At 70.4% G+C, this 23,816-nt stretch carries 25 protein-coding genes; 10 read left to right on the top strand and 15 right to left on the bottom strand.

What is annotated here, in order from left to right; translation table 11 throughout:
- The first annotated feature begins 188 nt into the window (after positions 1 to 188).
- The 3 genes from pta to pyk all read left to right on the top strand — a co-directional run bounded on the left by pta (position 189) and on the right by pyk (position 4,992).
- Positions 189 to 2,279 (top strand): phosphate acetyltransferase, encoded by a 2,091-nt coding sequence (gene pta, locus AB0D85_RS44630; RefSeq protein ID WP_362334529.1) that lies wholly within the window; start codon positions 189 to 191, stop codon positions 2,277 to 2,279.
- The gene (locus tag AB0D85_RS44625; protein WP_362334525.1) at positions 2,276 to 3,487 is read left to right on the top strand and encodes an acetate kinase; all 1,212 of its coding nucleotides are present in this window, start codon (positions 2,276 to 2,278) and stop codon (positions 3,485 to 3,487) included. Before pta ends, AB0D85_RS44625 begins: the two co-directional genes overlap by 4 nt.
- Positions 3,488 to 3,567: 80 nt before the next feature.
- Positions 3,568 to 4,992, top strand: a complete 1,425-nt coding sequence (pyk, locus tag AB0D85_RS44620; RefSeq protein WP_362334522.1) for a pyruvate kinase — start codon at positions 3,568 to 3,570, stop codon at positions 4,990 to 4,992.
- Between the two features lie 76 nt (positions 4,993 to 5,068).
- On the opposite strand, the gene AB0D85_RS44615 is transcribed toward pyk, so the two are convergent.
- The 5 genes from AB0D85_RS44615 to AB0D85_RS44595 form a co-directional block, all read right to left on the bottom strand.
- Positions 5,069 to 5,602 (bottom strand): hypothetical protein, encoded by a 534-nt coding sequence (locus tag AB0D85_RS44615; protein ID WP_362334519.1) that lies wholly within the window; start codon positions 5,600 to 5,602, stop codon positions 5,069 to 5,071.
- Positions 5,603 to 5,699: 97 nt separating this feature from the next.
- Positions 5,700 to 7,052: a hypothetical protein gene (locus AB0D85_RS44610; RefSeq protein ID WP_362334516.1), complete on the bottom strand. Its 1,353-nt coding sequence runs from the start codon at positions 7,050 to 7,052 to the stop codon at positions 5,700 to 5,702.
- Positions 7,042 to 7,629, bottom strand: coding sequence for a DUF6114 domain-containing protein (locus tag AB0D85_RS44605; protein WP_362334512.1), 588 nt, complete (start codon positions 7,627 to 7,629; stop codon positions 7,042 to 7,044). Before AB0D85_RS44605 ends, AB0D85_RS44610 begins: the two co-directional genes overlap by 11 nt.
- 153 nt (positions 7,630 to 7,782) lie before the next feature.
- Positions 7,783 to 8,427 carry a DUF6230 family protein gene (locus AB0D85_RS44600; RefSeq protein ID WP_362334509.1) on the bottom strand — a complete coding sequence of 215 codons (645 nt, stop codon included), beginning with the start codon at positions 8,425 to 8,427 and terminating at the stop codon, positions 7,783 to 7,785.
- Positions 8,428 to 9,061: 634 nt separating this feature from the next.
- Positions 9,062 to 10,036, bottom strand: coding sequence for a tetratricopeptide repeat protein (locus AB0D85_RS44595; protein ID WP_362334505.1), 975 nt, complete (start codon positions 10,034 to 10,036; stop codon positions 9,062 to 9,064).
- A gap of 176 nt (positions 10,037 to 10,212) precedes the next feature.
- Here AB0D85_RS44595 and AB0D85_RS44590 point away from each other — a divergent pair, with 176 nt between their 5' ends.
- A complete protein-coding gene (locus AB0D85_RS44590; protein ID WP_362334502.1) occupies positions 10,213 to 10,854 on the top strand; it encodes a TetR/AcrR family transcriptional regulator in 642 nt (213 codons plus the stop codon).
- Here the strand turns inward: AB0D85_RS44590 and AB0D85_RS44585 are convergent.
- The 4 genes from AB0D85_RS44585 to AB0D85_RS44570 form a co-directional block, all read right to left on the bottom strand.
- Complete coding sequence (locus AB0D85_RS44585; protein ID WP_362334499.1) at positions 10,851 to 12,551, bottom strand: methylmalonyl-CoA mutase family protein; 1,701 nt, start codon at positions 12,549 to 12,551, stop codon at positions 10,851 to 10,853. The genes AB0D85_RS44590 and AB0D85_RS44585 overlap by 4 nt on opposite strands.
- Before the next feature lie 82 nt (positions 12,552 to 12,633).
- On the bottom strand, positions 12,634 to 12,972 hold the full coding sequence (locus AB0D85_RS44580; RefSeq protein WP_362334496.1) for a DUF3817 domain-containing protein: 339 nt from the start codon (positions 12,970 to 12,972) through the stop codon (positions 12,634 to 12,636).
- A 66-nt stretch (positions 12,973 to 13,038) separates the two neighbouring features.
- Positions 13,039 to 13,548 (bottom strand): MarR family transcriptional regulator, encoded by a 510-nt coding sequence (locus AB0D85_RS44575; RefSeq protein ID WP_362334493.1) that lies wholly within the window; start codon positions 13,546 to 13,548, stop codon positions 13,039 to 13,041.
- Between the two features lie 96 nt (positions 13,549 to 13,644).
- On the bottom strand, positions 13,645 to 14,853 hold the full coding sequence (locus AB0D85_RS44570; protein ID WP_362334490.1) for an MFS transporter: 1,209 nt from the start codon (positions 14,851 to 14,853) through the stop codon (positions 13,645 to 13,647).
- Positions 14,854 to 14,938: 85 nt separating this feature from the next.
- Here AB0D85_RS44570 and AB0D85_RS44565 point away from each other — a divergent pair, with 85 nt between their 5' ends.
- Together AB0D85_RS44565 and AB0D85_RS44560 are read left to right on the top strand one after the other, a co-directional pair.
- Positions 14,939 to 15,928: a DUF5937 family protein gene (locus tag AB0D85_RS44565; RefSeq protein WP_362334487.1), complete on the top strand. Its 990-nt coding sequence runs from the start codon at positions 14,939 to 14,941 to the stop codon at positions 15,926 to 15,928.
- Between the two features lie 20 nt (positions 15,929 to 15,948).
- A complete protein-coding gene (locus AB0D85_RS44560; RefSeq protein WP_362334484.1) occupies positions 15,949 to 16,293 on the top strand; it encodes a DUF6193 family natural product biosynthesis protein in 345 nt (114 codons plus the stop codon).
- A 14-nt stretch (positions 16,294 to 16,307) separates the two neighbouring features.
- Here the strand turns inward: AB0D85_RS44560 and AB0D85_RS44555 are convergent, their stop codons facing one another.
- The 5 genes from AB0D85_RS44555 to AB0D85_RS44535 form a co-directional block, all read right to left on the bottom strand.
- Positions 16,308 to 16,958: a TetR/AcrR family transcriptional regulator gene (locus AB0D85_RS44555; RefSeq protein ID WP_362334481.1), complete on the bottom strand. Its 651-nt coding sequence runs from the start codon at positions 16,956 to 16,958 to the stop codon at positions 16,308 to 16,310.
- Complete coding sequence (locus AB0D85_RS44550) at positions 16,955 to 17,635, bottom strand: DUF4166 domain-containing protein (protein ID WP_362334478.1); 681 nt, start codon at positions 17,633 to 17,635, stop codon at positions 16,955 to 16,957. The genes AB0D85_RS44555 and AB0D85_RS44550 overlap by 4 nt, the downstream gene beginning before the upstream one ends.
- Positions 17,632 to 18,375 carry a hypothetical protein gene (locus tag AB0D85_RS44545; RefSeq protein WP_362334475.1) on the bottom strand — a complete coding sequence of 248 codons (744 nt, stop codon included), beginning with the start codon at positions 18,373 to 18,375 and terminating at the stop codon, positions 17,632 to 17,634. Before AB0D85_RS44545 ends, AB0D85_RS44550 begins: the two co-directional genes overlap by 4 nt.
- Before the next feature lie 458 nt (positions 18,376 to 18,833).
- Positions 18,834 to 19,127, bottom strand: a complete 294-nt coding sequence (locus AB0D85_RS44540) for an MTH1187 family thiamine-binding protein (protein ID WP_362334472.1) — start codon at positions 19,125 to 19,127, stop codon at positions 18,834 to 18,836.
- Positions 19,124 to 19,468 (bottom strand): DUF3817 domain-containing protein, encoded by a 345-nt coding sequence (locus AB0D85_RS44535; RefSeq protein ID WP_362334469.1) that lies wholly within the window; start codon positions 19,466 to 19,468, stop codon positions 19,124 to 19,126. Before AB0D85_RS44535 ends, AB0D85_RS44540 begins: the two co-directional genes overlap by 4 nt.
- Before the next feature lie 212 nt (positions 19,469 to 19,680).
- On the opposite strand from AB0D85_RS44535, the gene AB0D85_RS44530 reads away from it, so the two are divergent.
- The 4 genes from AB0D85_RS44530 (at position 19,681) to AB0D85_RS44515 (ending at position 22,328) form a co-directional block, all read left to right on the top strand.
- On the top strand, positions 19,681 to 20,313 hold the full coding sequence (locus tag AB0D85_RS44530; protein WP_362334592.1) for an AIM24 family protein: 633 nt from the start codon (positions 19,681 to 19,683) through the stop codon (positions 20,311 to 20,313).
- A gap of 1 nt (position 20,314) precedes the next feature.
- Complete coding sequence (locus tag AB0D85_RS44525; RefSeq protein WP_362334466.1) at positions 20,315 to 20,965, top strand: AIM24 family protein; 651 nt, start codon at positions 20,315 to 20,317, stop codon at positions 20,963 to 20,965.
- On the top strand, positions 20,962 to 21,759 hold the full coding sequence (locus AB0D85_RS44520; RefSeq protein ID WP_362334463.1) for an AIM24 family protein: 798 nt from the start codon (positions 20,962 to 20,964) through the stop codon (positions 21,757 to 21,759). The genes AB0D85_RS44525 and AB0D85_RS44520 overlap by 4 nt, the downstream gene beginning before the upstream one ends.
- 92 nt (positions 21,760 to 21,851) lie before the next feature.
- Positions 21,852 to 22,328 carry a MarR family transcriptional regulator gene (locus AB0D85_RS44515; RefSeq protein ID WP_362334460.1) on the top strand — a complete coding sequence of 159 codons (477 nt, stop codon included), beginning with the start codon at positions 21,852 to 21,854 and terminating at the stop codon, positions 22,326 to 22,328.
- Between the two features lie 71 nt (positions 22,329 to 22,399).
- On the opposite strand, the gene AB0D85_RS44510 is transcribed toward AB0D85_RS44515, so the two are convergent.
- The gene (locus tag AB0D85_RS44510) at positions 22,400 to 23,677 is read right to left on the bottom strand and encodes an MFS transporter (protein ID WP_362334457.1); all 1,278 of its coding nucleotides are present in this window, start codon (positions 23,675 to 23,677) and stop codon (positions 22,400 to 22,402) included.
- Positions 23,678 to 23,816 lie beyond the last annotated feature (139 nt).

Here is a 23,816-nt window from a genome sequence, read left to right as displayed (position 1 = left end):
CCTGCTCGCTGTCGTTACTTGTGAGCCGATCCGATTGTTTCACGCCCTTTGGGGGCGGTGAAATCTTGACGGGCGCCTTATCCGGCACGGGGGGTACTGTCAAGAGGGTTCTGCTCACCTTGGTGGGCGATTTTTATGCGACTGCAGATAACCGCACATATACGACTTCACAGGGACGGGGTGCACACGTGACGCGCAGCGTGTACGTGACCGGGATCGATCGCGGCGACGGCCGTCAGGTCGTCGAGCTGGGCGTGATGGAGCTGCTGACCCGGCAGGTGGACCGGGTCGGCGTCTTCCGCCCTCTCGTCCACGACCGGCCCGACCGCCTGTTCGAGCTGTTGCGTGCGCGGTACCGCCTCTCCCAGGATCCGGCGACCGTCTACGGCATGGACTACCACGAGGCGTCCGCCCTCCAGGCCGAGCGGGGCGCCGACGAACTGGTCTCCACCCTCGTCGACCGCTTCCACCTGGTGGCGCGGGACTACGACGTGGTCCTGGTCCTCGGCACCGACTACGGCGACACCCAGTTCCCGGACGAGCTCTCCCTGAACGCCCGGCTCGCCAACGAGTTCGGCGCCTCGGTGATCCCGGTGATCGGCGGCCGCAACCAGACCACGGAGTCGGTGCTCGCGGAGACGCGGAACGCCTTCCAGGCGTACGACGGTCTCGGCTGCGACGTGCTGGCGATGGTCGCCAACCGGGTCGCCCGCGAGGACCGCGACGAGATGGCCGAGCGGATCGACGGACGGCTGCCGGTACCGGTGTACGTGCTGCCGGACGAGCCCGCGCTGTCCGCGCCGACGGTCGCCCAGATCACGCACGCGCTCGACGCGAAGGTGCTGCTCGGCGACGATTCGGGGCTGGCGCGGGACGTGCTGGACTTCGTGTTCGGCGGGGCGATGCTGCCGAACTTCCTTCCCGCACTGACCCCCAGCTGTCTGGTCGTGACCCCCGGCGACCGCGCCGACCTGGTCGTCGGCTCGCTGGCCGCGCACAGCGCCGGCACCCCGCCGATAGCCGGCGTGCTGCTCACGCTGAACGAGCGGCCCAGCGACGAGATCCTCACCCTCGCCGCCCGCCTCGCCCCGGGCACCCCGGTGATATCCGTGCCCGGCAACAGCTTCCCGACCGCCGCCCAGCTGTTCTCCCTGGAGGGCAAGCTGAACGCGGCCACCCCGCGCAAGGCGGAGACCGCGCTCGGTCTGTTCGAGCGGTACGTCGACACCGCCGGGCTCAACAAGCGGGTCTCGGCACCGAGCACCGGCCGGCTCACCCCGATGATGTTCGAGCACAAGCTGCTGGAGCAGGCGCGGTCGGACAAGCGAAGGGTCGTGCTGCCGGAGGGCACCGAGACGCGCGTGCTGCACGCGGCGGAGGTGCTGCTGCGCCGGGGTGTCTGCGACCTGACCCTGCTCGGGCCCGTCGACCAGATCCGCAAGAAGGCCGCCGACCTCGGCATCGACCTCGGCGACGCCCAGCTGATCGACCCGGCCACCTCCGAGCTCCGCGAGGGCTTCGCCGAGCAGTACGCCCTCTTCCGCGCCCACAAGGGCGTGACGGTGGAGCTGGCGTACGACGTGGTCTCCGACGTCAACTACTTCGGCACCCTGATGGTGCAGGAGGGGCTCGCGGACGGGATGGTGTCGGGTTCGGTGCACTCCACGGCCGCGACCATCCGGCCCGCCTTCGAGATCATCAAGACCAAGCCGGGGTCGTCGATCGTCTCCTCCGTGTTCTTCATGTGCCTCGCCGACAAGGTGCTGGTCTACGGCGACTGCGCGGTCAACCCGGACCCGAACGCCGAGCAGCTCGCCGACATCGCGATCCAGTCCGCCGCCACCGCCGCGCAGTTCGGCGTGGAGCCGCGGATCGCGATGCTGTCGTACTCGACGGGTACGTCCGGTTCGGGCGCGGACGTCGACAAGGTGCGGGAGGCCACCGAGCTGGCTCGGTCGCGGCGGCCCGACCTGATGATCGAGGGGCCCATCCAGTACGACGCGGCCGTGGAGCCGTCCGTCGCCGCGACGAAGCTGCCGGACTCCGAGGTCGCCGGGCAGGCCAGCGTGCTGATCTTCCCGGACCTGAACACCGGCAACAACACCTACAAGGCCGTGCAGCGGTCGGCCGGCGCGATCGCCGTCGGGCCGGTGCTGCAGGGGCTGCGCAAGCCCGTCAACGACCTGTCCCGGGGCGCCCTCGTCCAGGACATCGTCAACACCGTCGCCATCACGGCGATCCAGGCCCAGCACCCGAGCGAAAAGGCAACCGCCCAGTGAGCCCCTCCCGCGTCCTCGTCCTCAACTCCGGCTCCTCGTCGGTGAAGTACCAACTGCTGGACATGCGGGACAGCAGCCGGCTGGCGGTGGGCCTCGTCGAGCGGATCGGCGAGCAGACCTCGCGGCTGAAGCACACCTGTGTCGACAGCGGTGACACCCGTGAGCAGAACGGGCCGATCGCCGACCACGAGGCGGCCCTGAAGGCGGTGGCGGAGGAGCTCGCGAAGGACGGGCTGGGGCTCGACTCGCCGGAGCTGGCCGCGATCGGGCACCGGGTGGTGCACGGCGGGATGTTCTTCACCGAGCCGACGGTGATCAATGACGAGGTGCTCGCCGAGATCGAGCGGCTGATCCCGGTCGCCCCGCTGCACAACCCGGCGAACCTGACCGGCATCCGTACCGCGCAGGCGCTGCGCCCGGACCTGCCGCAGGTCGCCGTCTTCGACACGGCGTTCCACACGACGATGCCGGAGTCCGCGGCCCGCTACGCGATCGACCCGAAGATCGCCGACCGGTACCGGATCCGCCGCTACGGCTTCCACGGCACCTCGCACGCGTACGTCTCGCGGGAGACCGCGCGGCTGCTGGGCAAGGCGCCCGAGGAGGTGAACGTCATCGTGCTGCACCTGGGCAACGGGGCGTCCGCGTCGGCCGTCGAGGGCGGCCGGTGCGTGGACACCTCCATGGGGCTGACGCCTTTGGAGGGGCTCGTGATGGGAACGCGTTCCGGCGATCTGGACCCGGCCGTCATTTTCCATTTGGCCCGAGTTGGCGGAATGTCCATGGATGAGATCGACACTCTTCTCAACAAGAGGAGTGGTTTGTTCGGCCTGTGCGGTGACAACGACATGCGGGAGATCCGGCGCCGGATCGACGAGGGCGAAGAGGACGCGAAGCTCGCCTTCGACATCTACATTCACCGCCTGAAGAAGTACATCGGCGCCTACTACGCGGTCCTCGGCCGGGTGGACGCGGTGGCCTTCACCGCGGGTGTCGGCGAGAACGCGGCTCCGGTGCGGGAGGCCGCGATCGCGGGCCTGGAGGGGCTGGGGCTGGTCCTGGACCCGGATCTGAACGCCGTACGGGCGGACGAGCCGCGGCTGATATCGCCGGCGGCCGCGCGGGTCGCGGTCGCCGTGGTGCCGACCGACGAGGAACTGGAGATCGCCACGCAGACGTACGCGCTCGTCGGCGTCGGTCGGAATTAACAGCTGAGCACATTAGCGCCCATTTGTATCTTCCACCAGACGGAATATTCCGTAGCGAAACAAACCGATAGGATCGCCCCATGCGCCGTTCGAAAATCGTCTGTACTCTCGGCCCCGCGGTCGACACCCACGAGATGCTCGTCTCCATGATCGAGGCCGGCATGAACGTGGCCCGGTTCAATTTCAGCCACGGCACGCACGCCGAGCACCAGGGGCGGTACGACCGCGTCCGGGCCGCCTCGAAGGAGACCGGCCGTGCCATCGGCGTCCTCGCCGACCTGCAGGGCCCGAAGATCCGTCTGGAGACCTTCGCCGAGGGCCCGGTGGAGCTGGAGCGCGGTGACGAGTTCGTCATCACGACCGAGGACGTCCCGGGCGACAAGACCATCTGCGGTACGACCTACAAGGGCCTGCCCGGCGATGTCTCGCGCGGCGACCAGATCCTCATCAACGACGGCAACGTCGAGCTGAAGGTCCTGGACGTCGAGGGCCCGCGGGTGAAGACGATCGTCATCGAGGGCGGTGTCGTCTCCGACCACAAGGGCATCAACCTGCCCGGCGCGGCCGTCAACGTGCCCGCGCTGAGCGACAAGGACATCGAGGACCTCCGGTTCGCGCTGCGCATGGGCTGCGACATGGTCGCGCTGTCCTTCGTCCGGGACGCCAAGGACGTCAACGACGTCCACCGGGTCATGGACGAGGAGGGCCGCCGGGTCCCCGTCATCGCCAAGGTGGAGAAGCCGCAGGCGGTCGACAACATGGAGGGCGTCGTGATGGCGTTCGACGCCGTGATGGTCGCCCGTGGCGACCTCGCCGTCGAATACCCGCTCGAGAAGGTCCCCATGGTGCAGAAGCGCCTGATCGAGCTGTGCCGGCGCAACGCCAAGCCGGTGATCGTGGCGACCCAGATGATGGAGTCGATGATCACCAACTCCCGTCCGACCCGCGCCGAGGCCTCCGACGTGGCCAACGCGATCCTGGACGGCGCGGACGCGGTCATGCTGTCGGCGGAGTCCTCCGTCGGCGCCTATCCGGTCGAGACCGTCAAGACGATGTCGAAGATCGTGGTGGCGGCCGAGCAGGAGCTGCTGAGCAAGGGCCTGCAGCCGCTGGTGCCGGGCAAGAAGCCGCGCACGCAGGGTGGTTCGGTCGCCCGTGCCGCCTGCGAGATCGCCGACTTCCTCGGCGGCCGCGGCCTGGTCGCCTTCACCCAGTCCGGCGACACCGCCCGCCGTCTCTCCCGCTACCGCGCGCAGCAGCCGATCATCGCCTTCACCACCGACGAGAACACCCGCAACCAGCTCACCCTCAGCTGGGGCGTGGAGTCGCACGTGGTGCCGTTCGTGAACAGCACGGACGAAATGGTCGACATGGTCGACCAGGAGATCGCGAAGATCAACCGCTTCAACCCGGGCGACACCGTCATCATCACCGCCGGCTCGCCCCCCGGCGTCCCGGGCACCACCAACATGCTCCGCGTCCACCACATCGGCGGAAGCAACTGACGCACCCGTAACGGGCCTTGCACGACACCGAGGGCGCCTCCTGCTGTGCGGGGGACGCCCTCGCCGTGTCGACGGACTACGGCAGGTCCGGGGCCACCCGCTCCCAGGACCGGAACTCCTGCCACCGTGGGTGGTCGGCGAGAAGCGGAGCCAACGGGCGCACGGGGTTGAGCAGTCGACGGATCTTCCGGAGTTCGCGTACCTGTGGCAGGAACCCCGGTTTCTGCGCATGCTCCATCTCGGACCAGCGCGCGGCCGGTGCCGCGGCCTCCCCGGGATTCATCGGCATGGCGTCCAAAGCCCGCACGAGGACGGACTCCGGGTCGAACAAGGGGACATCCTCACGCGGGCCCAGATTCTGCAGCAGCCAGGACCTGAGCCACAGGTCCCGGAGGAACCATTCGTCGTCGGCCGGGCCGGTACTCCGCCCGGCGGCGGCCAGCAGCGCGGCCCATGCCTCGGCGACCGCCTGCCACTGCTCACGGGTCAGCCGGCCCGGATCCTGCTGGATGCGGGCGGCGAACATCTGCGCGGCACCGATCCACTCGTTCACCTCGCCGTCGATCCGCATCGCTTCCGGTGCCGACCAGCGACGCGTGTGCGCGTCCACCGGTTCGGCCCGTCACAGGGCTGTGGCCCGGTCCCCCTTGTGCGGTGGACCGGGCCACGGCCGGTTGCGCGGCTCCCGAACGGGTCTCTGTCGACGGTCAGCTGGTTCCGTCGGTGGTGTACACGTGCATCCCGGGCACGTGCAGGGTGCCTCCGAACTGGCCCGCCTGGACGACCTTCACGTTGGTGAAGTAGATCAGCGGAATGTTCAGCGGCGGCGGGCTGTCCGGGGTGAACGTGATCGGGATCAGGCCGAACAGGTTCCCGGAGATGGACTCCGTGTACATCGTCGTGTCGCCGTCGCGGATCGTGGACGTCGAGCCGCTGGCCGCCTGCACGTGATAGGTCTTGCCGATCTTCGTGTCCTTGACGGTCTGGTGCAGGTCGCCGATGTCGGTGCCGCCGGAGATGACGTACTTCAGCACCTTCTTCGTCTTGCCGCTGGCCGTCCTCACCTCGACGATGCCCTTGTAGTCGGCGCTCTTCAGCAGCAGCGAGCTGGCGTTCAGGTACCAGGGGTCGTCGGCCACCGACACCTTGTTGTCGACACCGCTCACGTCGTCGGTGGCGGCGTCGCAGTTGTCGGCGGAGGTGCTGGAGCTCGCGGACGGGCTCGGCGAGGCGCTGGAGGTGGCGTCCTCGGCGGCCTTGGTGACCTCGGCGGCCGCCTTGGTCGCCGTGTCGGTGGTGTCCTTCACGGTGTCCGTGACCGTCTTGGCGGTCTTGGAGACCGTGTCCTTGGCGGTGTCGGAGGCGCTGCTGTCCTTGCCGGACGAGGACGACGAGTCCGAGGACGCGGAGGCCGACGGCGACGGGGTCGCGCTCGCGGTGGAGTCCGACGAGGACGAGGTCGTCGTGCTGCCGCCGCTCAGGATGCCGCTGATCGCGTTCCCGATCGAGTCCAGCAGGCCACCATCGCCGCTGCTGCTCGCGGAGGCGGACGGCGACGCGGTCGCCGTACTGCCGGAGCCGGACGAGTCCGACGAACCCGAGGACGACGAATCACCGGACGTCGAGGACGACTTGGACGCGGACGGCGTCGGCGTGGCCGTGTCGTCGGAACCTGAATCCGACGAGGACGACGTGCCGGACGACGCCGAGTCCTTCGTGTCGGCCGACGCCGTGGCGGACGGCGTGGCCGAGGACGTGGAGTCGTCGCTCGCGCTCGCGGAGGGCGAGGCGGAGTCCAGAGCGGAGACGCAGTCCTTGTACTCGTCGGCCTTCTGACTGTTCGACGTCGACGACGTGTTGTTGGTGTCGGCGATCGCGAGCGTCGATGTGAACCCGAAGCCCATGAGCACGGCCGTCGGCATCGCCACGGAGGCTATCGCCTTGCCCGCCGGCATGTGGAACCTGGTGAACAGCGGCTTCCTGGGTGCCGCATGGCGCGGCCCGGTTCTCACACGGGACTCGTCCACATCAGTCCCGTGGGTCACCTCGTCAGCCGGCACTGTGCCTCCCGTTCGCCCCGTTCACCGGGCTCGTTCCTGACAGGTCGTTCTCCCCCAGCGCACCGGGGCCCTGGGAGGATGCCTCGTGGCCCACACCGTCCGAGCCCGTGAAGTACGTGACCTCGTCGGGGGTGTCGTCCCCGGCCGGCGGGACGTCGCCCTCCGGCTGCGGCTGCTTGGGCACACCCGGCCCCCAGGCCACGGCCATCGCTCCGCCGATCAGGGCGAGCACGAAGCCCATGATGAAGCCGCCGAAGTTGGAGACGGGGAGGGACACCAGCGCCAGCAGGATCGCGGCGACTCCCGCGAACGTGCGGATGTGCTTCTGGAACCAGAGGCTGATGCCCAGGACGACGAGCAGCACGCCGATGATCAGGGATCCGGCGCCCGCGGTGGTCGACATCGCCACCGTCAGGCTGCCGAGCTGGAGATGCGCGTACGGGAAGTACATGATCGGAAAGCCGGCGAGCAGGATGTACAGACCGGCCCAGAACGGCCGCGTGCCCCGCCAGGCGCGGAACTGCAGCCTCCGGCGGGTGAACTGGCCGGGTGCGGCGGCAGGGGTCTCGGCGCTCATGGAAAACAGCTCCCTGGTGCGGCGTTGCTGTGGTGTGGTGCTGTGGTGGTGTTGCTCTGGCGCGGTGGTGGTGCGGTGTACCGCGCGTGAAGACCGTGGGCGGAAGGTGGACGGGCGGGGGTGCCAGCAGCTCCCCCGCCCGTCACGGAGTGCTTAGTAGCACTCCGCGCCCGAAGTCGAGACGGACATGTGCAGACCGCTCAGCTTGAAGGTTCCGGCGGTGGTGGCCCACGCCGTCTGCTTCACGCCGGTCAGCGAGGCGTGGTCCGCCTCCTGCCCGAACCCGTTCGGGTTGGTCAGCCCCTTGCTGACCTCGTCCTGCTTGATGCCAGGACCCTTGCTCATGCTTCCGGCGGCGACACCGATGTTGATGTTGGTGAACGTCGCGTCCGCGGTGAGGTCGTCGAGGTCGATGTACAGCTTGGTGGCCTCGACCGGCTTGTTCGTGTCGGTGCCCGCGTGCAGGATCAGGCTGACGTTCCCGAAGAACGGCACGTTCGGCGTGACCACGGACTGACACAGGTTGGTGATGGTCGCGCTGTTGAACGCCGACACCGCCACCGGGTGGGTGTTCGCCTTGGTGGCGCTGCTGCCCATGTCGACAGCACCGTACTGCTCGAAGCCATCACCCTCGAGCGAGTCGGCCGAGACCTTGAACTGCTGGCCCGACACGCTGAACGACGCGGCGAGAGCGCCCTGCGCGAGGGCGACACCTATACACGCCGTGGCGGCGACGCTGGGCACCATGACCACAGCGAACCGCTTCCATCTGGTCCCGCCACGCACCTGGGACTCCATATTTCCTCCTTCTCGGACGTACATCTCCTGGCCCCGGATCGCCACCGACGGCGGCTCGGCCGGGCAGGGATGGGAGAAGTGCTACGTCCTCGGAAGGGGAGCGCCCGAGTTCACAGGCGCGAACCGCACCTCGATCACCGGCGATCACCCCCGAGCGACAACCACTGGTCGCGCCTGACACGCATCACGCACAACCTTGCTGGACAGGCTTCGCCTCAGGGCGAAGACCCCCCTGCCCAAGAGCCGGCGCCACTGCCGCCGACTCTGCTCGGTGGGGACCCAGATGAACCCGCGCACCCGACTGGTTGTCGGGGTACGGGATTGGACCGAGCGTCGCCGATCGTGGTGCATTCTCGCCGCCCGCACAAGGGGCTTCGTTACTGGGTAGTAACGGGCGGATAACCGAAGGACGACCCGCTGGTCTCGGAGAGCGACTCTGGGTGGCATCCAGGGGCAGAGCAAAGCAGTTGATCCCTGGACGGAATCAGACAGATCAACGCCCCTGATTTACTCCGAGTAACAGCAGCCGCGATTACCAAGATTTGGTAAAGAGCGGCCGCTGTGACATCTCGTCGGCAAATCTTTCACTCGGGCACCACAGGACGTGACGTTTAGCGACTGGTCAGAACTGTGTTCAGAACAGCGCCCGCGCCAGCGCCCGGCGCGCGCCCACGACCCGCGGATCGTCGGTGCCGACGACCTCGAAGAGCTCAAGGAGCCGCCGCCGTACGGCATCCCGGTCGTCCCCGGCCGTCCGCTGCACGGTCTCGATCAGCCGCCCGAAGGCGTCCTCGACATGGCCGCCCACCAGGTCCAGGTCGGCGGCGGCGATCTGCGCCCCGGCGTCGGCCGGCTTCTCGGCCGCCTCCTTGCGCACCCGCTGCGGGTCCATGCCCTGGACGCGCTTGAGCAACTCGGCCTGCGCGAGCCCCAACTGGGCCTCGCTGTTGGCGGGGTCGTCGCTCAGCACGTTCTGGTACGCCTGGATCGCACCGCCCAGGTCACCCGCGTCCAGCGCCTGGACGGCGGCTTCGAGGAGCGCGTCGTAGGGACCGGCCGGCATCACGGGCCCGGCCGGGGCGGCGCCCGGCTGCGCGTCCGGATCGACGACGAGCCCGGTCAGGCCGAAGCGCTGCTCGGCGACCTGGACCAACTGGTCGAGGGTGCCGCGGATCTGCTCCTCGCCCGCCGCCCCCTGGAAGAGCGGCAGGGCCTGCCCGGCGACGACGGCGAACACCGCCGGGATCCCCTGGATCCCGAACTGCTGCATCAGCATCTGGTTGGCGTCGACGTCGATCTTGGCGAGCAGGAAGCGGCCGTTGTACTCGACGGCGAGACGCTCCAGGACCGGGCTCAGCTGCTTGCAGGGCTGACACCACTCGGCCCAGAAGTCGATGACGACGGGGACTTCGGCGGACCGCTGCAGGACATCGCGCTCGAAGCCGGCTTCGTCGACGTCGATGACCAGATCGGCCGGGGAGACGGCACCGGTACCACCCTGCCGGGCCGCTTCGGCGCGCGTCTGCTCGGCCTTGGCCTTGGCCTCCTGGGCCGCCTTCACCGCGGCGAGGTCGACGACGCCGCTCATGGACATGTTCCGTGGCTGCATGCGTCTATCCTCCCCCGTTCCCGCGCGTGTGTGAAAAGCGTTGTGAAAGCCAGGTCCGACGATCCGCCGCAGCTTTCGCTACGACCCGTAGCGTAATGCCCCCGGGAACCCCCGCGACACCACATTCCGGTGATCTCCCTCACGGCATCACATGAACCGCCGGTTATGGTCGTGGGATGCAGAGCCGCACCCCCGCCAGCCGCACCGGACGCCCGCGCAGCGCCGCCGCGGACGCGGCGATCCTGGCGGCGACGCGCCAGGCGCTGGTCGAACTGGGCTGGTCCAAGCTCACCTTGGGAGACGTGGCCACGCGGGCCGGGGTCGCGAAGACGACCCTGTACCGCCGCTGGGCCGGCAAGAACGAACTCGTGGTCGACGCGGTGGCGGAGCTGTTCGACGAACTCGAACTCCCCGACCGCGGCAGCCTGGCCGACGACATCGAGGGCGTGGTGCTCCAGTTCGCGGCGATCCTGGACCGGCCCGAGGCGAAGAGCGGACTGATGGCGGCGGTGGCCGAGTCGACCCGGGACGAGGCACTGCGGGAACGCATCCGCGCCTCCATCGTGGACCGCCAGAAGCGACTGGTACTGGAGGGCCGGGCCCGGGCCCAGTGCCGCGGCGAACTCCCCACGGAGCCGGACCCGGAGGAGGCCGCCCGCACGGTGGACCTGATCTTCGACATGGTGGCGGGTGCGGTGGTCCACCGCACCCTGATGAGCGGCAAACCGGCGAACGAGGCGTGGGTACGCGATTTCACCCGGGTACTGCTGCAGGGCCTCGGCTCACAGCAGCCCGGGGCAGCGGGCAACGGCGCCTAGAACCCCGCCGGCTCCGTGTACACCCCCCACTCGTCCCGCAGCACCCCGCAGATCTCGCCCAGGGTCGCCTCGGCCCGTACGGCGTCCAGCATCGGCTCGATCATGTTGGCGCCGGACCGGGCGGCGCCCAGCATCGCGTCCAGGGCGGCGCGCACCGCGCCCTCGTCGCGCGCGGCCTTCCGCTCGCCCAGCACCCGCACCTGCTCCCGCTCCACCTCGTGCGAGACCCGCAGGATCTCCAGGTCCCCGGTGACGGACCCGGTGTGGACGTTGACGCCGACGACCCGCTTGTCGCCCTTCTCCAGCGCCTGCTGGTACCGGAACGCGGACTCGGCGATCTCGCCGGTGAACCAGCCGTCCTCGATCCCGTGCAGGATGCCCGAGGTGACCGGCCCGATCGGGTGCCGCCCGTCCGGGTGGGCGCGCAGCCCCCGCTCCTTGATCCGGTCGAAGATCTTCTCCGCGTCGGCCTCGATCCGGTCCGTCAGCTGCTCGACGTACCAGGAACCGCCCAGCGGATCCGCCACGTTGGCGACCCCGGTCTCCTCCATGAGCACCTGCTGGGTGCGCAGGGCGATCTCGGCGGCCTGCTCGCTCGGCAGCGCGAGGGTCTCGTCGAGGGCGTTGGTGTGCAGCGAGTTGGTCCCGCCGAGCACCGCGGCCAGCGCCTCCACGGCCGTACGCACCACGTTGTTGTACGGCTGCTGGGCGGTCAGCGAGACGCCCGCGGTCTGCGTGTGGAAGCGCAGCCACTGGGACTTGTCGGACCGGGAGCCGTAGACGTCCCGCATCCACCGGGCCCAGATCCGGCGCGCGGCGCGGAACTTGGCGATCTCCTCGAAGAAATCGACGTGCGCGTCGAAGAAGAAGGAGAGGCCGGGTGCGAAGACGTCGACGTCCAGGCCGCGGCTGAGGCCCAGTTCGACGTACCCGAAGCCGTCGGCGAGCGTGTACGCCAGCTCCTGCGCGGCCGTCGCCCCCGCCTCGCGGATGTGGTAGCCGGACACGGACAGCGGCTTGTACGCGGGGATGCCGGCCGCGCAGTACTCCATCAGGTCGCCGATCAGCCGAAGGTGCGGCTCGGGCTGGAAGAGCCACTCCTTCTGGGCGATGTACTCCTTGAAGATGTCGGTCTGGAGCGTGCCGTTGAGGACCGACGGGTCGACGCCCTGCCGCTCGGCGGCGACCAGGTACATGCAGAAGACCGGGACGGCCGGACCGCTGATCGTCATCGACGTCGTGACGTCACCCAGCGGGATGTCCTTGAACAGGACCTCCATGTCGGCGGCGGAGTCGACGGCCACCCCGCAGTGCCCGACCTCGCCGAGCGAGCGCGGGTCGTCGGAGTCGCGCCCCATGAGGGTGGGCATGTCGAAGGCCACGGACAGGCCGCCGCCCCCGTTGCCGAGGATCATCTTGTAGCGCTCGTTGGTCTGCTCGGCGTTGCCGAACCCGGCGAACTGGCGGATGGTCCAGGTCCGCCCGCGGTAGCCGGTCGGATACAGCCCGCGCGTGAAGGGGTACTCCCCCGGCCAGCCGATCCGCCCGAAACCCTCGTAGGTGTCCCCCGGCCGGGGCCCGTACACCGGCTCCACGGGGTCACCGGAGAGCGTGGTGAAGTCCGCGTCCCGGGTACGGGCCGCGTCGTAGCGGGCCTGCCAGCGTCGGCGGCCCTCCTCGATGGCGTCAGCGTCCATACCCTCGAATTTACTAGGACGTCCAAGTAAATGTCGACGGAGAACCGCCGCACGGGTGTCCGTACGGCGGTGAAGCCGGGATCTAGGCCTTGGCCGCGACCGGGGTGCCCTCGGTCACCTTGGCGTCGAGCTCGCGGGTGACCTTGCGCTCGACGAAGAAGGCGGCCGTCGGGATCGTCCCCGCCAGCAGCACCCACAGCTGCTTGCCGACCGGCCACTTCGCCTTGGAGCCCAGGTCGAAGGCGAAGACCAGGTAGACGACGTAGAGCCAGCCGTGCGCGATGGCGACGACCCGCGTGACGTCGGCCGCACCGTCGATGTCCAGCCCGTACTTGGCGATCATGCTCAGGCACAGCAGCACCAGCAGCACACCGGTGACATAGGCCAGGACGCGGTAGCGGGTCAGCACGCTCTTTTTCATGGGGACGAGCGTAACCACCCGTTCCGGGAGATCTTGCCCCGGGTCACCGCTGCACGGGACGCGGATTCACTCCTCGTCGAAGTCGTGCGCCGAGACCCGCAGCGGCCGCAGCATCGCGAAGATCTCCGCGCACTCCTCGGCGTCGTACACCCCGAGCCCGAAGTCCATCGCCATCAGGTCGCGGGTGGCCGCCTCGACGACCTCGCGGCCCTTCTCGGTGATGGAGGCGAGCGTGCCGCGCCCGTCGTTGGGGTTGGGCCGCTTGTCGACCAGACCGGACCTCACCAGCCGGTCGACGGTGTTCGTCACCGAGGTCGGGTGCACCATCAGACGCTCGCCGATCTTCGACATCGGCAGCTCGCCGGCCTTGGAGAAGGTCAGCAGCACCAGCGCCTCGTAGCGCGCGAACGTCAGCCCGTACGGCTTGACCACCGCGTCGACCTCGGACAGCAGGATCTGCTGGGCCCGCATGATCGAGGTGATCGCGGCCATCGACGGTACGTTCCCCCAGCGCTGCTTCCAGAGATCGTCGGCACGTGCGATGGGGTCGAAGGGAAGACTGAGAGGCTTGGGCACGCCACCGACCCTACCGGCCGGTCATATACCGGTCAGCAGTGTCTCGGCTTTCGGTCAGGTCCGCGCTTTCCGTCAGGTCCGCGCTTTCGGTCAGTTCTACGACGAAGCCGACCGCGCCCCCCGCCGGGCGGCCACCGCGAGGCCGCAGCAGCACACCGCCCCCAGCGCCCCGGCCCCCGCCACGGCGGCCCGCACCCCCACCACTTCCGCCGCCACCCCCGCCAGCGTCATGCCGACGCCCTGGATCGTCATCAGGCCCGCGCTGAGCACGGTCATGGCCCGCCCGCGCAGTTCCTCGGGCACGGCCCGTACGAACCACTGGTCCAGGCCCAGCGTGTACGCCGACCCGGCCCCCGCCGCCAGCAGGAGCAGCAGCGAGACCGCGAGCGAGGGGTGCAGGGCGTAGCCCAGGTACGGCAGCAGGGTGAGGCAGACCAGCGGAAGGGCGATCCGCTCCCGGGCGGCCGGACCGAGCCGTGCCCCCGCGAAGAGCTCCCCGGCGACCGTGCCGACCGGCAGCGCGCACATCAGCAGGCCGAGGCCGGGGGATCCGGCGCCGAGCGCGTCGGCGTAGGGGGCGGCGAGCGCCTCGGGTACGACGGCGAACATCGCCGGTATCCAGAAGAGGAGGAGAAGGCGGCGGACACGGGGGTCGGAGAGGAGCCGGCGGGTGCCGGCACGCTCCCGGGCCCGCCCGCCCCGCGCCGGGCGGTGCCGCGTGCCCAGGCGAAGCAGTGCGGCCGAGGCGAGGAAGCCGGCGACGGTGATCAGCAGCGCGTGGCGCGGGGCGAGGACGGCGAGGAGGAGCCCGCCGAGGCCGTAGCCGACGAGCAGCGCGCTCTGCGCGACGATCCGCAGCAGGGAGCGGCCGAGTACGAACAGGTCGCCGCCGCCGAGGATGTCGGAGAGGGTCGCCATCCGGGTGCCGGCGAACACCGGTGAGACGACGGCGAGGGCGCAGCGCAGCGCGAGCAGCACCCCGATCCCGGTCCCCGGCACCGCCATCACGGCCACGCACGCCGCGCACACCAGGTCGCAGACCACCAGCACCCGCCGGGCCGGGTGGCGGTCGCCGACCCCGGCGAGCAGCGTGCCGCCGACCAGGTACGGCAGAAAGCCGAGCGCGAAGGTCAGCGCGCTGAGCAGCGGCGACGCCGTGAGGTCGTACACCAGCACGGACAGCGCGATCTCGCTGACGATCACGCCGAGCATGGACAGGACATGGGCGGCGAAGACGGCACGGAACTCGGGAACGGAGAGGACACGGCCGTAGCCGACGGGCTGCTGCAGAACGGGCGCGGACATGGACGGCAGCGTGCCCGCGCCGGGGCCGACCGCTTAGAGTTTCGGTTCCAGCCGAATCTTCCGCTCCTGTGTACGGGACCCCGCCATGCCCTCCCACCTCCACTTCGACGAGGACGACTTCCTCCGGTGCCGGTTCGCCGTGTCGCCGCTGTGGGAGACGCAGGAGGCGGTGCGCACCCTGCGGCGGCCGGACCGGCACGGCTATCACGCGCCCTGGCTGCGGCGGATCCGGACGGTCGCCGCCGGTCTCGACCTGACCCCGCTGTGGCTGCTGATGCCGCGGCGCGGCCACACCCCCGACTGGCTGTTGCCCCCGCCGACCGGCCCGGCCGCCTCCGTCGAGGAGGAGCTGGCGGCGCTGCGGGCGGTGGACCCGGAGACGGCCCGCGCCGACACCGCGCGCTCGCTCGCCGACACCCCGGGCGCGCGGGAGTCGGCGACGGCCCGCGCCTGGCTGGCCGATCCGGCGCGCATGGTGCGGGAGCTGACGGAGGCGCTCGCGCGGGCCTGGGAGGTCCTGGTGGCCCCGGACTGGCCCCGGCTGCGCGCCCTGCTGGAGGCGGACATCGCCTTCCACTCCCGGCGGCTCGCGGAGGTCGGCCTGGGCGGGCTGCTGCCGGAGCTGCACCGGCGCGTGGGCTGGCGGGCCGGGAGGCTGACCGTGGAGTCGGCCGGCGTGTACGAGCGGCGCCTGGGCGGGCAGGGTCTGGTGCTGATGCCGAGCGTGTTCGCCTGGCCGGACGTGATCAGCACCTTCGACCCGCCCGCACGGCCCACGCTGGTCTACCCGGCCCGGGGCATCGGCGGCCTGTGGACCGACCCGGCCGAGGACACGCCCGACTCCCTGGTACGGCTGCTGGGCCGCGGCCGGGCCGCCGTCCTCACCGCCCTCGCCGAACCCGCCACCACCACGGCCCTCGCCCACCGCCTCCGCCTGGCCCCCTCCTCTGTCTCCGCGCACCTGTCGGTACTGCGCGCCACGGGCCTGCTCACCGCACGCCGCTACGGCCACCAGGTGCTGTACGAACGGACTCCGCTGGGCATCGCACTGGCGGCCGGGACACCGGGCGGCTGAGGCGTGCCACGATGAGGTCCATGGCCGAAGCACCGGACGCGGCCACCGCCTGGCGGTGGCTCCTCGAGCGACGCCCGCACACCCGGGGCTACCTGGACGACGAACTGGTGGAGATCGCGCACGCGGCCCACGCCGAGCCACTGCTGCGCGCCCTGTACCCCTGGCCGAGCCACGGCGCCCTGCACTTCTTGCGCGACGGGCAGGCCGACGAACATCCCGGCGAGCGCTTCCCCTACGTCCTCTACGGCCCGGCGCCCTACACGGTCCACTCGTCCGACTTCATCAGACTGGGCGAGCCCGCGACGGCGGGGGAGGCCGTCGCGCTGCTGGTCCGGCATCTGCCGCCCGAGCCGCGACGGCCCTGACGGCCCTACCGGCTCTACCGGCGGCCGGCCCGGCGCAGGTGGTGGCGGACCGCTCGCTGGGCGACCGGGCCCAGTTCGTCCAGGGCGGCCACCAGTGCGCCGAGTTGTTCCAGGGCGTCCAGGGCCGCGTGGGCGCCTGGTGCGTCGACGCCCTCGTACAGCTCGATGCCGACGAAGGACGCGGCGACCGCGCGGGCGAGCCCGGCCGGGTCGGTGAACTCGCCGAACGGGGTGGCCGCGAGGACCCGGGCGAGCACCGTCTCGACCTCGGCGATCCACAGGTCGAGCCCGGCCGCCGTGGCGGGGCGGAGCGCCTCGTGGGTCTGGGCGCCGGCGAGCAGCTGGCCGAGCAGGGCGACATGGCCGCCCGAGCGCGCCTCCTGGTGTATCTGCCGTCCCACGGTGAGGAGTTCGGAGAGCGAGCCGACCTCGGCGAGGCGGGGCCGGAAGCGGGCGACGGCCTGCTCGGCGCCGTACCGGCAGGCGGCGGCGAGGAGTTCGTCCATGGATCCGAAGTGGTAGAAGACCAGCGCCTGGTTGACCCCGGCGGCCGCCGCCACCGTACGGGCCGACGTCTTGGCGATCCCCTGCTCGGTGAGCGTCCGCAGCGCGCCCTCCAGCAGTTTGTTCTTCGTCTCCTGGGACTTGGCGGTCTCCGGACTCACGCGCGGGGCTCCTCGCGGACGGGCCGCAGCCCGCGCCGCACCCCGCCGCCGCGGATGCCGGTGTACGACGCCTCGAAGGAGCCCTGGTAGCCGAAGAGCGGCCCGAAGTAGCGGTTCACGACCCGGACCTGGATACGGAAGCGGCCGGTGTGGTCGTCGTACGATTCGCGCACCTCGGCGTCTGCGCCGACGAGTTCGGGGACCCGGACGTCCACCGGGCCCTCCCTGAACCGGTGTTCGCCGGAACGGATCAGCAGGGAGCCGTCGGGCTCGGCGCGGAAGTGCAGTTCGCTGGCCAGGTGCTGGTGGGTGCCGAGGTAGTCGAGGATGCGGTCACCCTTGGGACTGAGCACCATCTGGGCGTCGAAGCGGCGGGCCCGGCCGGGCAGGTCGAAGGTGCGCACGAAGGTCACCGTCTCACGGCCGAAGGTGTCCGCGTACGGAACATTCTCGATCTTGAACGGGATGTTCCTGCCCTCGCGCGGAACCAGGATGTTGCGGGTGGTGCCGAGCGACAGGAACGGCTTCACGAAGGCCCCGCCGTGCCAGATCCGGTCCATCACCCCCCGGCCGGTACAGGCCTCGCCGCTCGCCAGACCGACCGAGAAGCGCCGCTGGAGCTGCGGGTGCAGGCGCTCGAAGTCGGGACCGAGGACGGTACGGAACATCGAGGTCACGCCTGCTCCTCCAGGGTGCACAGGACCCGGGGCGCGGTCACCCGGACGGGCGGGGTGCGCAGACAGCGGCGGGCGGCGGGGGTGGTGGCCAGGGGCGACTTGAACAGGGCCAGGAAGAGGGTGACGACGAGGAGGAGCGGGAGCGGGAAGGCGACGGTGGGCGAGAGCCCGCCGAGGACCTGTCCCTCGCTCAGGCCCGCCGCGCATCCGGCGATCAGCAGCGCCCGGACCGTCAGCTCGGCGAGCCAGTTCCGCAGCGCCCGTTCCGGGCTGATCCCGCGCTCCAGCCACAGCCGCAGCCGGTCGAAGGACCAGGCGGTCGCCCAGCCCATCAGGGGGCGCAGGAGCAGCCGGTCGGCGAGCGCGCCGAAGGCGCCCCAGCGGGGGCGGTAGTCGTAGCCGGTGAGGAAGCGGACGCCGTCGGCGGACGGGATGTACCGCCAGTAGCCGCTGCCCTCGGCGAGCAGCGAGAGCGGGTGCGGGCAGGCGAACCGCAGGGCGGAGGTGCGGGTGCCGTCGGGGCGTTCCTTCTCCCCCGCCGAGACGCCGGTGCCCGCGATGGTCAGAAACGGCAGCACGCGCGTGGCGTAACGGAAGCGCTGCGGCTCGCCCACCGTGCGCGGAAGGTAGTCGATCTCGGTGAACCGCAGGTCCCAGCGCCGGTGCCGGGCCGGGTCCTGGGTGCGGGCCCACAGTTCGTCGAGGTCGGCGCGGATGTGCGCCTCTATGTAGAGCCCCACTGGTCCCGTACCCCCGTCACCTGGTCCTCTGAGCGCCCGTTGAGTACCCGTCAGGCACCTTTTGAGCGAGTGCTCAAACCCTCTGGTGACGACGGTAGCCGTTTTTGAGCGATCGCTCAATCACAGGGCAGAAGAAAACCCCGGCCCAAGGGCCGGGGTTCCGCCGGGAGTTGGCTAGGGCCTGCCCGGCGGATCATGCCGGAGACGCGGGGCCTGGCACGCCCTCCCCCACTGCCCTAAAGACGTGGGGGGACCCCCAGCGGCGTTGTCGTCGGTTGCCGACGTCCCCCAGCCTTCGGCCGGGAGGTGCCCCCACCGCGTCGACGCCCTCCTCCGCCTTGCAGCTGGACGCTCCCCCACGCTCGAACAACCTCGCGCGGGAGGTACCCCCACGCCCCCGCTCACGTGCGCTGATGAGGCGCCGCTGTTTTCCTCCGACTTGATCCGCCGGACAGGCCCTAGTCGGCGAGGTACCGCTCGACCGTCTCCACCTTGCTGGTGAGCCCGTCGGTGACGCTGGGCCGGATGTCCGCCTTGAGGACCAGGGAGACGCGCGGGGCACGCTCCTCGACGGCGGCGACGGCACGCCTGACGACGTCCATGACCTCGTCCCACTCGCCCTCGACGGAGGTGAACATCGCGTCGGTGCGGTTGGGCAGCCCGGACTCGCGGACCACCCGGACGGCGTCGGCGACGTACTCCCCGACGTCCTCGCCCACGCCCAGCGGGGTCACGGAGAAGGCGACGATCATGCGCTCACGGCCCCTTCCTTGCGGGCACGGGCCGCGATGACCGCGTCCTCGGCCTCGCGGCGCAGCTTGCGCTCGGCGAAGAAGCCGCCGGTCGGCAGCACGGAGAGGAGGAAGTAGAGGAGGCCGGTCTTCAGGGGCCACTTGGTGCGATTCCAGGCGTCGGCCCAGAAGATCACGTACAGGACGAACAGGACACCGTGGACCGCGCCCATCACGGGCACCGCGTTGAAGTCCGTGGTCCGCTTGAGCACCGAGCAGACGAGGAGGATCAGGAACGAGACGGCCTCCGGGGCGGAGACCAGGCGGAGGCGGCGGATGGCGGTGGCGGTCTTGATGTCCACGAGTCACCTTCGGTGGGAGAGACGTCCACTCTTTGTGAACGCGAGCACAAACGTTCAGCCATTGTGGCAAAGGGGCCTCGCGGGTCCGGCGCGGGGGTGGGAGGCCGGTTCCCTGGAACCGGCGGCAGCCCCCTAGGGGACGGATCCGGGGTGACGTCCACCCAAGGGACCTGTCGCCGCCGTCCGCCTGCGACTACCTTCGCAGCGTGGCGATGTTCCGACTTCAGGGCAGCAAGGTGCTCGCCGTCGAGATGACCGGGGACGCCGTGAAGGCGAAGAACGGCTCGATGGTCGCGTACGACGGGCAGATGGCGTTCAAGAAGCTGAGCGGCGGCGGCGAGGGGCTGCGGGGGATGGTGACCCGGCGGCTCACCGGCGAGCAGATGACGGTGATGGAGGTGAAGGGGCACGGGACGTGCTGGTTCGCGGACCGGGCGTCCGAGATCAACCTCGTCGGCCTCCAGGGCGACAAGCTGTACGTCGAGTCCAGCAACCTGCTGGCGACCGACGCCGGCCTGCGCACCGGCACGACGTTCACCGGCCTGCGCGGCGCCTCCCAGGGCAACGGCCTGTTCACCACCACGGTCGAGGGACACGGCCAGGCGGCGATCATGTCGGACGGCCCGGCGGTGGTGCTCCGGGTGAGTCAGCAGTACCCGCTGATCGTCGACCCGGGTGCCTACATCGCCCACCAGGGCAACGTCCGCCAGTCCTTCCAGTCGGGTGTGACATTCCGCACGTTCCTGGGCGAGGGCGGCGGCGAGGCCTTCCAGATCCGGTTCGAGGGGGACGGGCTGGTGTACGTACAGCCGAGCGAGCGCAACACGATCGCGGGGGACGTCTGACATGGCCCTGCGCGAGGTGAACTCCAAGATGGTCGAGGCGACCGTCGTCCCCGGGCAGCGGCTGTACAGCCAGCGCGGGGCGATGCTCGCGTACAAGGGCGAGGTGTCCTTCACACCCAACATCCAGGGCGGCCAGGGCGGACTGATGTCGATGCTCGGCCGCCGGGTCGCCGGCGAGGCGACCCCCCTCATGACCGTCGAGGGCAGCGGCACGGTCTTCTTCGGGCACGGCGGCCACCACGTGCACGTGATCAGCCTCTCCGGCGACACCCTCTACGTCGAGGCGGACCGGCTGCTCGCCTTCGAGGGCACGCTCCAGCAGGGCACGATGTTCATGGGCTCCCAGGGCGGGGTGATGGGCATGGTGCGCGGCCAGGTCACCGGCCAGGGCCTGTTCACGACCACACTCAAGGGCCAGGGGGCGGTCGCCGTGATGGCCCACGGCGGGGTCTTCGAGATCCCGATCACCCCGCAGCGCCCGGTCCATGTCGACCCGCAGGCCTATGTCGCCCACCACGGCGACGTCCGCAACAAGCTGTCGACCGCGCTCGGCTGGCGGGAGATGGTGGGCCGCGGCTCCGGCGAGGCGTTCCAGCTGGAGCTCAGCGGCAACGGCATGGTGTACGTGCAGGCGTCGGAGGAGAAGCTGTGAGCGCATACGGAGCGGCCGGCCCGGTCGTGTACGACCCCATGACCCTCCCCGTCGACGACAACGTCAACAAGTACACCTTCTGCGTGGAACTCAAGAGCGGCCAGTGGTTCCTGCAGAAGGGGAAGATGATCGCCTACTACGGCTCGATCGACTTCAACGGCGTGGGACACGGCCGCCTGGACCGCCTGGTCCGCACGTCCTTCCATTCGCCTCTGCACGCGAGCGACTGGGTGGTGGCGGAGGGCTCGGGCAAGATGCTCCTCGCCGACCGGGCCTTCGACGTGAACTCGTACGACCTGGACGACGGCAACCTGACCATTCGCTCCGGCAACCTGCTCGCTTTTCAGCCAAGTCTCGCTCTGAAGCAATCGATCGTTCCGGGTTTTCTGACCCTTATCGGAACCGGAAAGTTTGTGGCCGCGTCCAACGGTCCGGTGGTGTTCATGGAACCCCCGATCCGGGTGGACCCGCAGGCGCTGGTGGGATGGGCCGACTGCCCCTCCCCCTGCCATCACTACGACCATGGCTACATGACCGGCGTGATGGGCGGTCTACGTGCGATGACGGGCCTCGGCGGGGCCTCCGGGGAGGAGCATCAGTTCGAGTTCGTGGGGGCGGGTACGGTCCTGCTCCAGTCCACGGAAACCCTGATGGCCGAGCAGGCCACGGGAGCGGTTCCGCACGAGCCCGGAGTGCCCGGCGGAGCAGGGTCTTCCACAGGTCATCCACAGCAATCGGGCACACCGCGCCTTCCCGGACAGCTGGGGGACCTCCAGCGTCGCTTCGGGCTGTGAGCGGTAGTCTGCGGAGTGTGACGTCGAACGCGTGCGCGCAGTCACACCACCCTCACTAGTTCGCCTTTCAACATTTTAGGTAGACTTCATTCATGGAGACCGAAACGGCCACGCGCTGGCTGACCGATGCGGAGCAGTGCGCCTGGCGCACCCACCTGGAGGTCAACAGGCTGTTGACGTACCAGCTCGAGAAGGATCTGCAGCCGTTCGGACTGACGATGAACGACTACGAGATCCTGGTGAACCTGTCCGAGTCGGAGGACTACCGGATGCGGATGAGCGACCTCGCGTCCGCGACGCTCCAGTCCAAGAGCCGGCTCTCGCACCAGATCACCCGTATGGAGAACGCGAACCTGGTCCGCCGCGAGAACTGCGAGTCCGACCGCCGCGGGCTGTTCGCCGTCCTCACCGAGCACGGCATGGAGCTGATGAAGAAGGTGGCGCCACATCATGTCGCCTCCGTGCGACGGCACTTCATCGACCTGCTGTCGCCGGAGGCACTGACAGAGCTGGACAAGGGCCTGAAGCCGATCGCCGAGCACCTGCGGGGGCAGCGCGGGCGCCCGTGACGGCGAACCACGACTGAAGGCAGCGGCGGACGAGGGTTCAGACCTCGTCCGCCGCCCGCTGCAGCGCCCCGTCAGGGGCGCGGGGCCGTACCGGATGTGCGGCTACCGCCGCGTGGGCGCGACCAGCCCCCACCCATCCGCAGCCGGAGGACGGCCCGCACCGCTACGGCGGTGGCCAGAGCGACGCCTCCCGCCAGTGCGAAGCAAACCCCCACCGACAACCGTCCGACCAGCAGACCGGCCACCACGGAGCCCCCCGAACTCCCGGCATTCACCGCCGCGTTCACCCACGCCCCGGCCCGTGTCCGCTCCCCCTCCGCCGCCGTCTCATCGGCCAGCAGATACGCCGTCGTCAGGGTCGGCGCCACGAACACCCCCGCCACTGCCATGGCCCCCGCCAGCGTCCACAGCCCCGGCGCGAGACCAGCCGCGGCCAACGCCACCCCCAGCCCCACCGTGAGCCACGCCAGCCGCTCCCCCGCCGGGCGGCGCCACTCCACCGCGCCGTTCAGGAGACCTCCCACCGCGCTGCCCGCCGAGAGCGCGGCCAGTACCCAGGGGACGACCCCGGCGCCGTACGACCGCCGCTCGGCGAACGCCATCACCAGCAGGTCCGCCGCGCTCAGCGCCAGGCCCAGGCCGGCAGCCGCGACCACCGGCGCCGCCGGGAAGCGGCCGGGCGGGCGGCCCGCCTCCCGCTTCGGGTTCTTCGGCGGCACCGCTCCCCGCACCGCCGGCGACATCACGAACACACACGTGCCGGCCGGCATCAGCACCGCGCTCAGCAGCAGCCCCGTCGGCGGTGGGCCGAAGCGCAGCAGCAGGCCCACCAGCGCCGGACCCGACACGAACAGCAGTTCCTCGGCGACCCCGTCCAGGCTGTAGGCGCGCCGCAGCAGGGCGGGGTCGTCGACCAGCCGGCCCCACACCGCCCGCATCGTGGGGCCGAGCGGCGGCGCGACGCAGCCGGTGAGCGCGGCGGCCACGGCGAGGGCCGCCGGTGGTGCGCCCGGCCGCCAGGTCAGGGCGGCCAGGAGGCAGAGCAGCGCGCTGTAGACGGCCGCCATCGGCGGCAGGGCGCGCCGGGGGCCGTAGCGGTCGACCAGGGTCGCCCGGACGGGCAGCAGGACGACGACCGTGGCGCCGAAGAGGGCCATCACCAGGCCGGAGACGGCATAGGAGCCGCTCGCCCCGGTCACGGACAGCAGCACGGACAGCGAGACCGTGCCGTAGGAGAGCCGGGCCGCGAGGGCGGCCAGGAAGGTGGGGCGCGCGTGCGGGACGCGCAGGACGGCGGCGTAGGAGGGCCGCCGGGCATGCGAAGGACGCGACGAAACCGGCGCGGACATGAGTGGGTTCCTCAGGCAGAGGCGGAAGAGGGGACACCGGAGCGCGCCGCGGCACACAGGGTGCTCGCAGCGCGGGGTGCGCTCTTACGCACGGGAGAGGAACATGCCGGTCAAGGTAGCAGCGGAAGCGGAGGGTCGG

The organism is Streptomyces sp. NPDC048277 (genome assembly GCF_040652235.1).
Taxonomy (GTDB): domain Bacteria; phylum Actinomycetota; class Actinomycetes; order Streptomycetales; family Streptomycetaceae; genus Streptomyces.
The sequence above is the reverse complement of the archived record's forward strand: the minus strand, read 5'-3'. Positions and strand labels throughout refer to the sequence as shown.

Excerpts from the sequence above, each read along its gene's own strand:
- pyk (WP_362334522.1), top strand. The coding sequence starts at position 3,568 with ATGCGCCGTTCGAAAATCGTCTGTACTCTCGGCCCCGCGGTCGACACC.
- AB0D85_RS44605 (WP_362334512.1), bottom strand. The coding sequence starts at position 7,629 with ATGAGCGCCGAGACCCCTGCCGCCGCACCCGGCCAGTTCACCCGCCGG.
- AB0D85_RS44600 (WP_362334509.1), bottom strand. The coding sequence starts at position 8,427 with ATGGAGTCCCAGGTGCGTGGCGGGACCAGATGGAAGCGGTTCGCTGTG.
- AB0D85_RS44595 (WP_362334505.1), bottom strand. The coding sequence starts at position 10,036 with ATGCAGCCACGGAACATGTCCATGAGCGGCGTCGTCGACCTCGCCGCG.
- AB0D85_RS44590 (WP_362334502.1), top strand. The coding sequence starts at position 10,213 with ATGCAGAGCCGCACCCCCGCCAGCCGCACCGGACGCCCGCGCAGCGCC.
- AB0D85_RS44585 (WP_362334499.1), bottom strand. The coding sequence starts at position 12,551 with ATGGACGCTGACGCCATCGAGGAGGGCCGCCGACGCTGGCAGGCCCGC.
- AB0D85_RS44580 (WP_362334496.1), bottom strand. The coding sequence starts at position 12,972 with ATGAAAAAGAGCGTGCTGACCCGCTACCGCGTCCTGGCCTATGTCACC.
- AB0D85_RS44570 (WP_362334490.1), bottom strand. The coding sequence starts at position 14,853 with ATGTCCGCGCCCGTTCTGCAGCAGCCCGTCGGCTACGGCCGTGTCCTC.
- AB0D85_RS44565 (WP_362334487.1), top strand. The coding sequence starts at position 14,939 with ATGCCCTCCCACCTCCACTTCGACGAGGACGACTTCCTCCGGTGCCGG.
- AB0D85_RS44560 (WP_362334484.1), top strand. The coding sequence starts at position 15,949 with ATGGCCGAAGCACCGGACGCGGCCACCGCCTGGCGGTGGCTCCTCGAG.
- AB0D85_RS44540 (WP_362334472.1), bottom strand. The coding sequence starts at position 19,127 with ATGATCGTCGCCTTCTCCGTGACCCCGCTGGGCGTGGGCGAGGACGTC.
- AB0D85_RS44530 (WP_362334592.1), top strand. The coding sequence starts at position 19,681 with ATGTTCCGACTTCAGGGCAGCAAGGTGCTCGCCGTCGAGATGACCGGG.
- AB0D85_RS44525 (WP_362334466.1), top strand. The coding sequence starts at position 20,315 with ATGGCCCTGCGCGAGGTGAACTCCAAGATGGTCGAGGCGACCGTCGTC.
- AB0D85_RS44515 (WP_362334460.1), top strand. The coding sequence starts at position 21,852 with ATGGAGACCGAAACGGCCACGCGCTGGCTGACCGATGCGGAGCAGTGC.
- AB0D85_RS44510 (WP_362334457.1), bottom strand. The coding sequence starts at position 23,677 with ATGTCCGCGCCGGTTTCGTCGCGTCCTTCGCATGCCCGGCGGCCCTCC.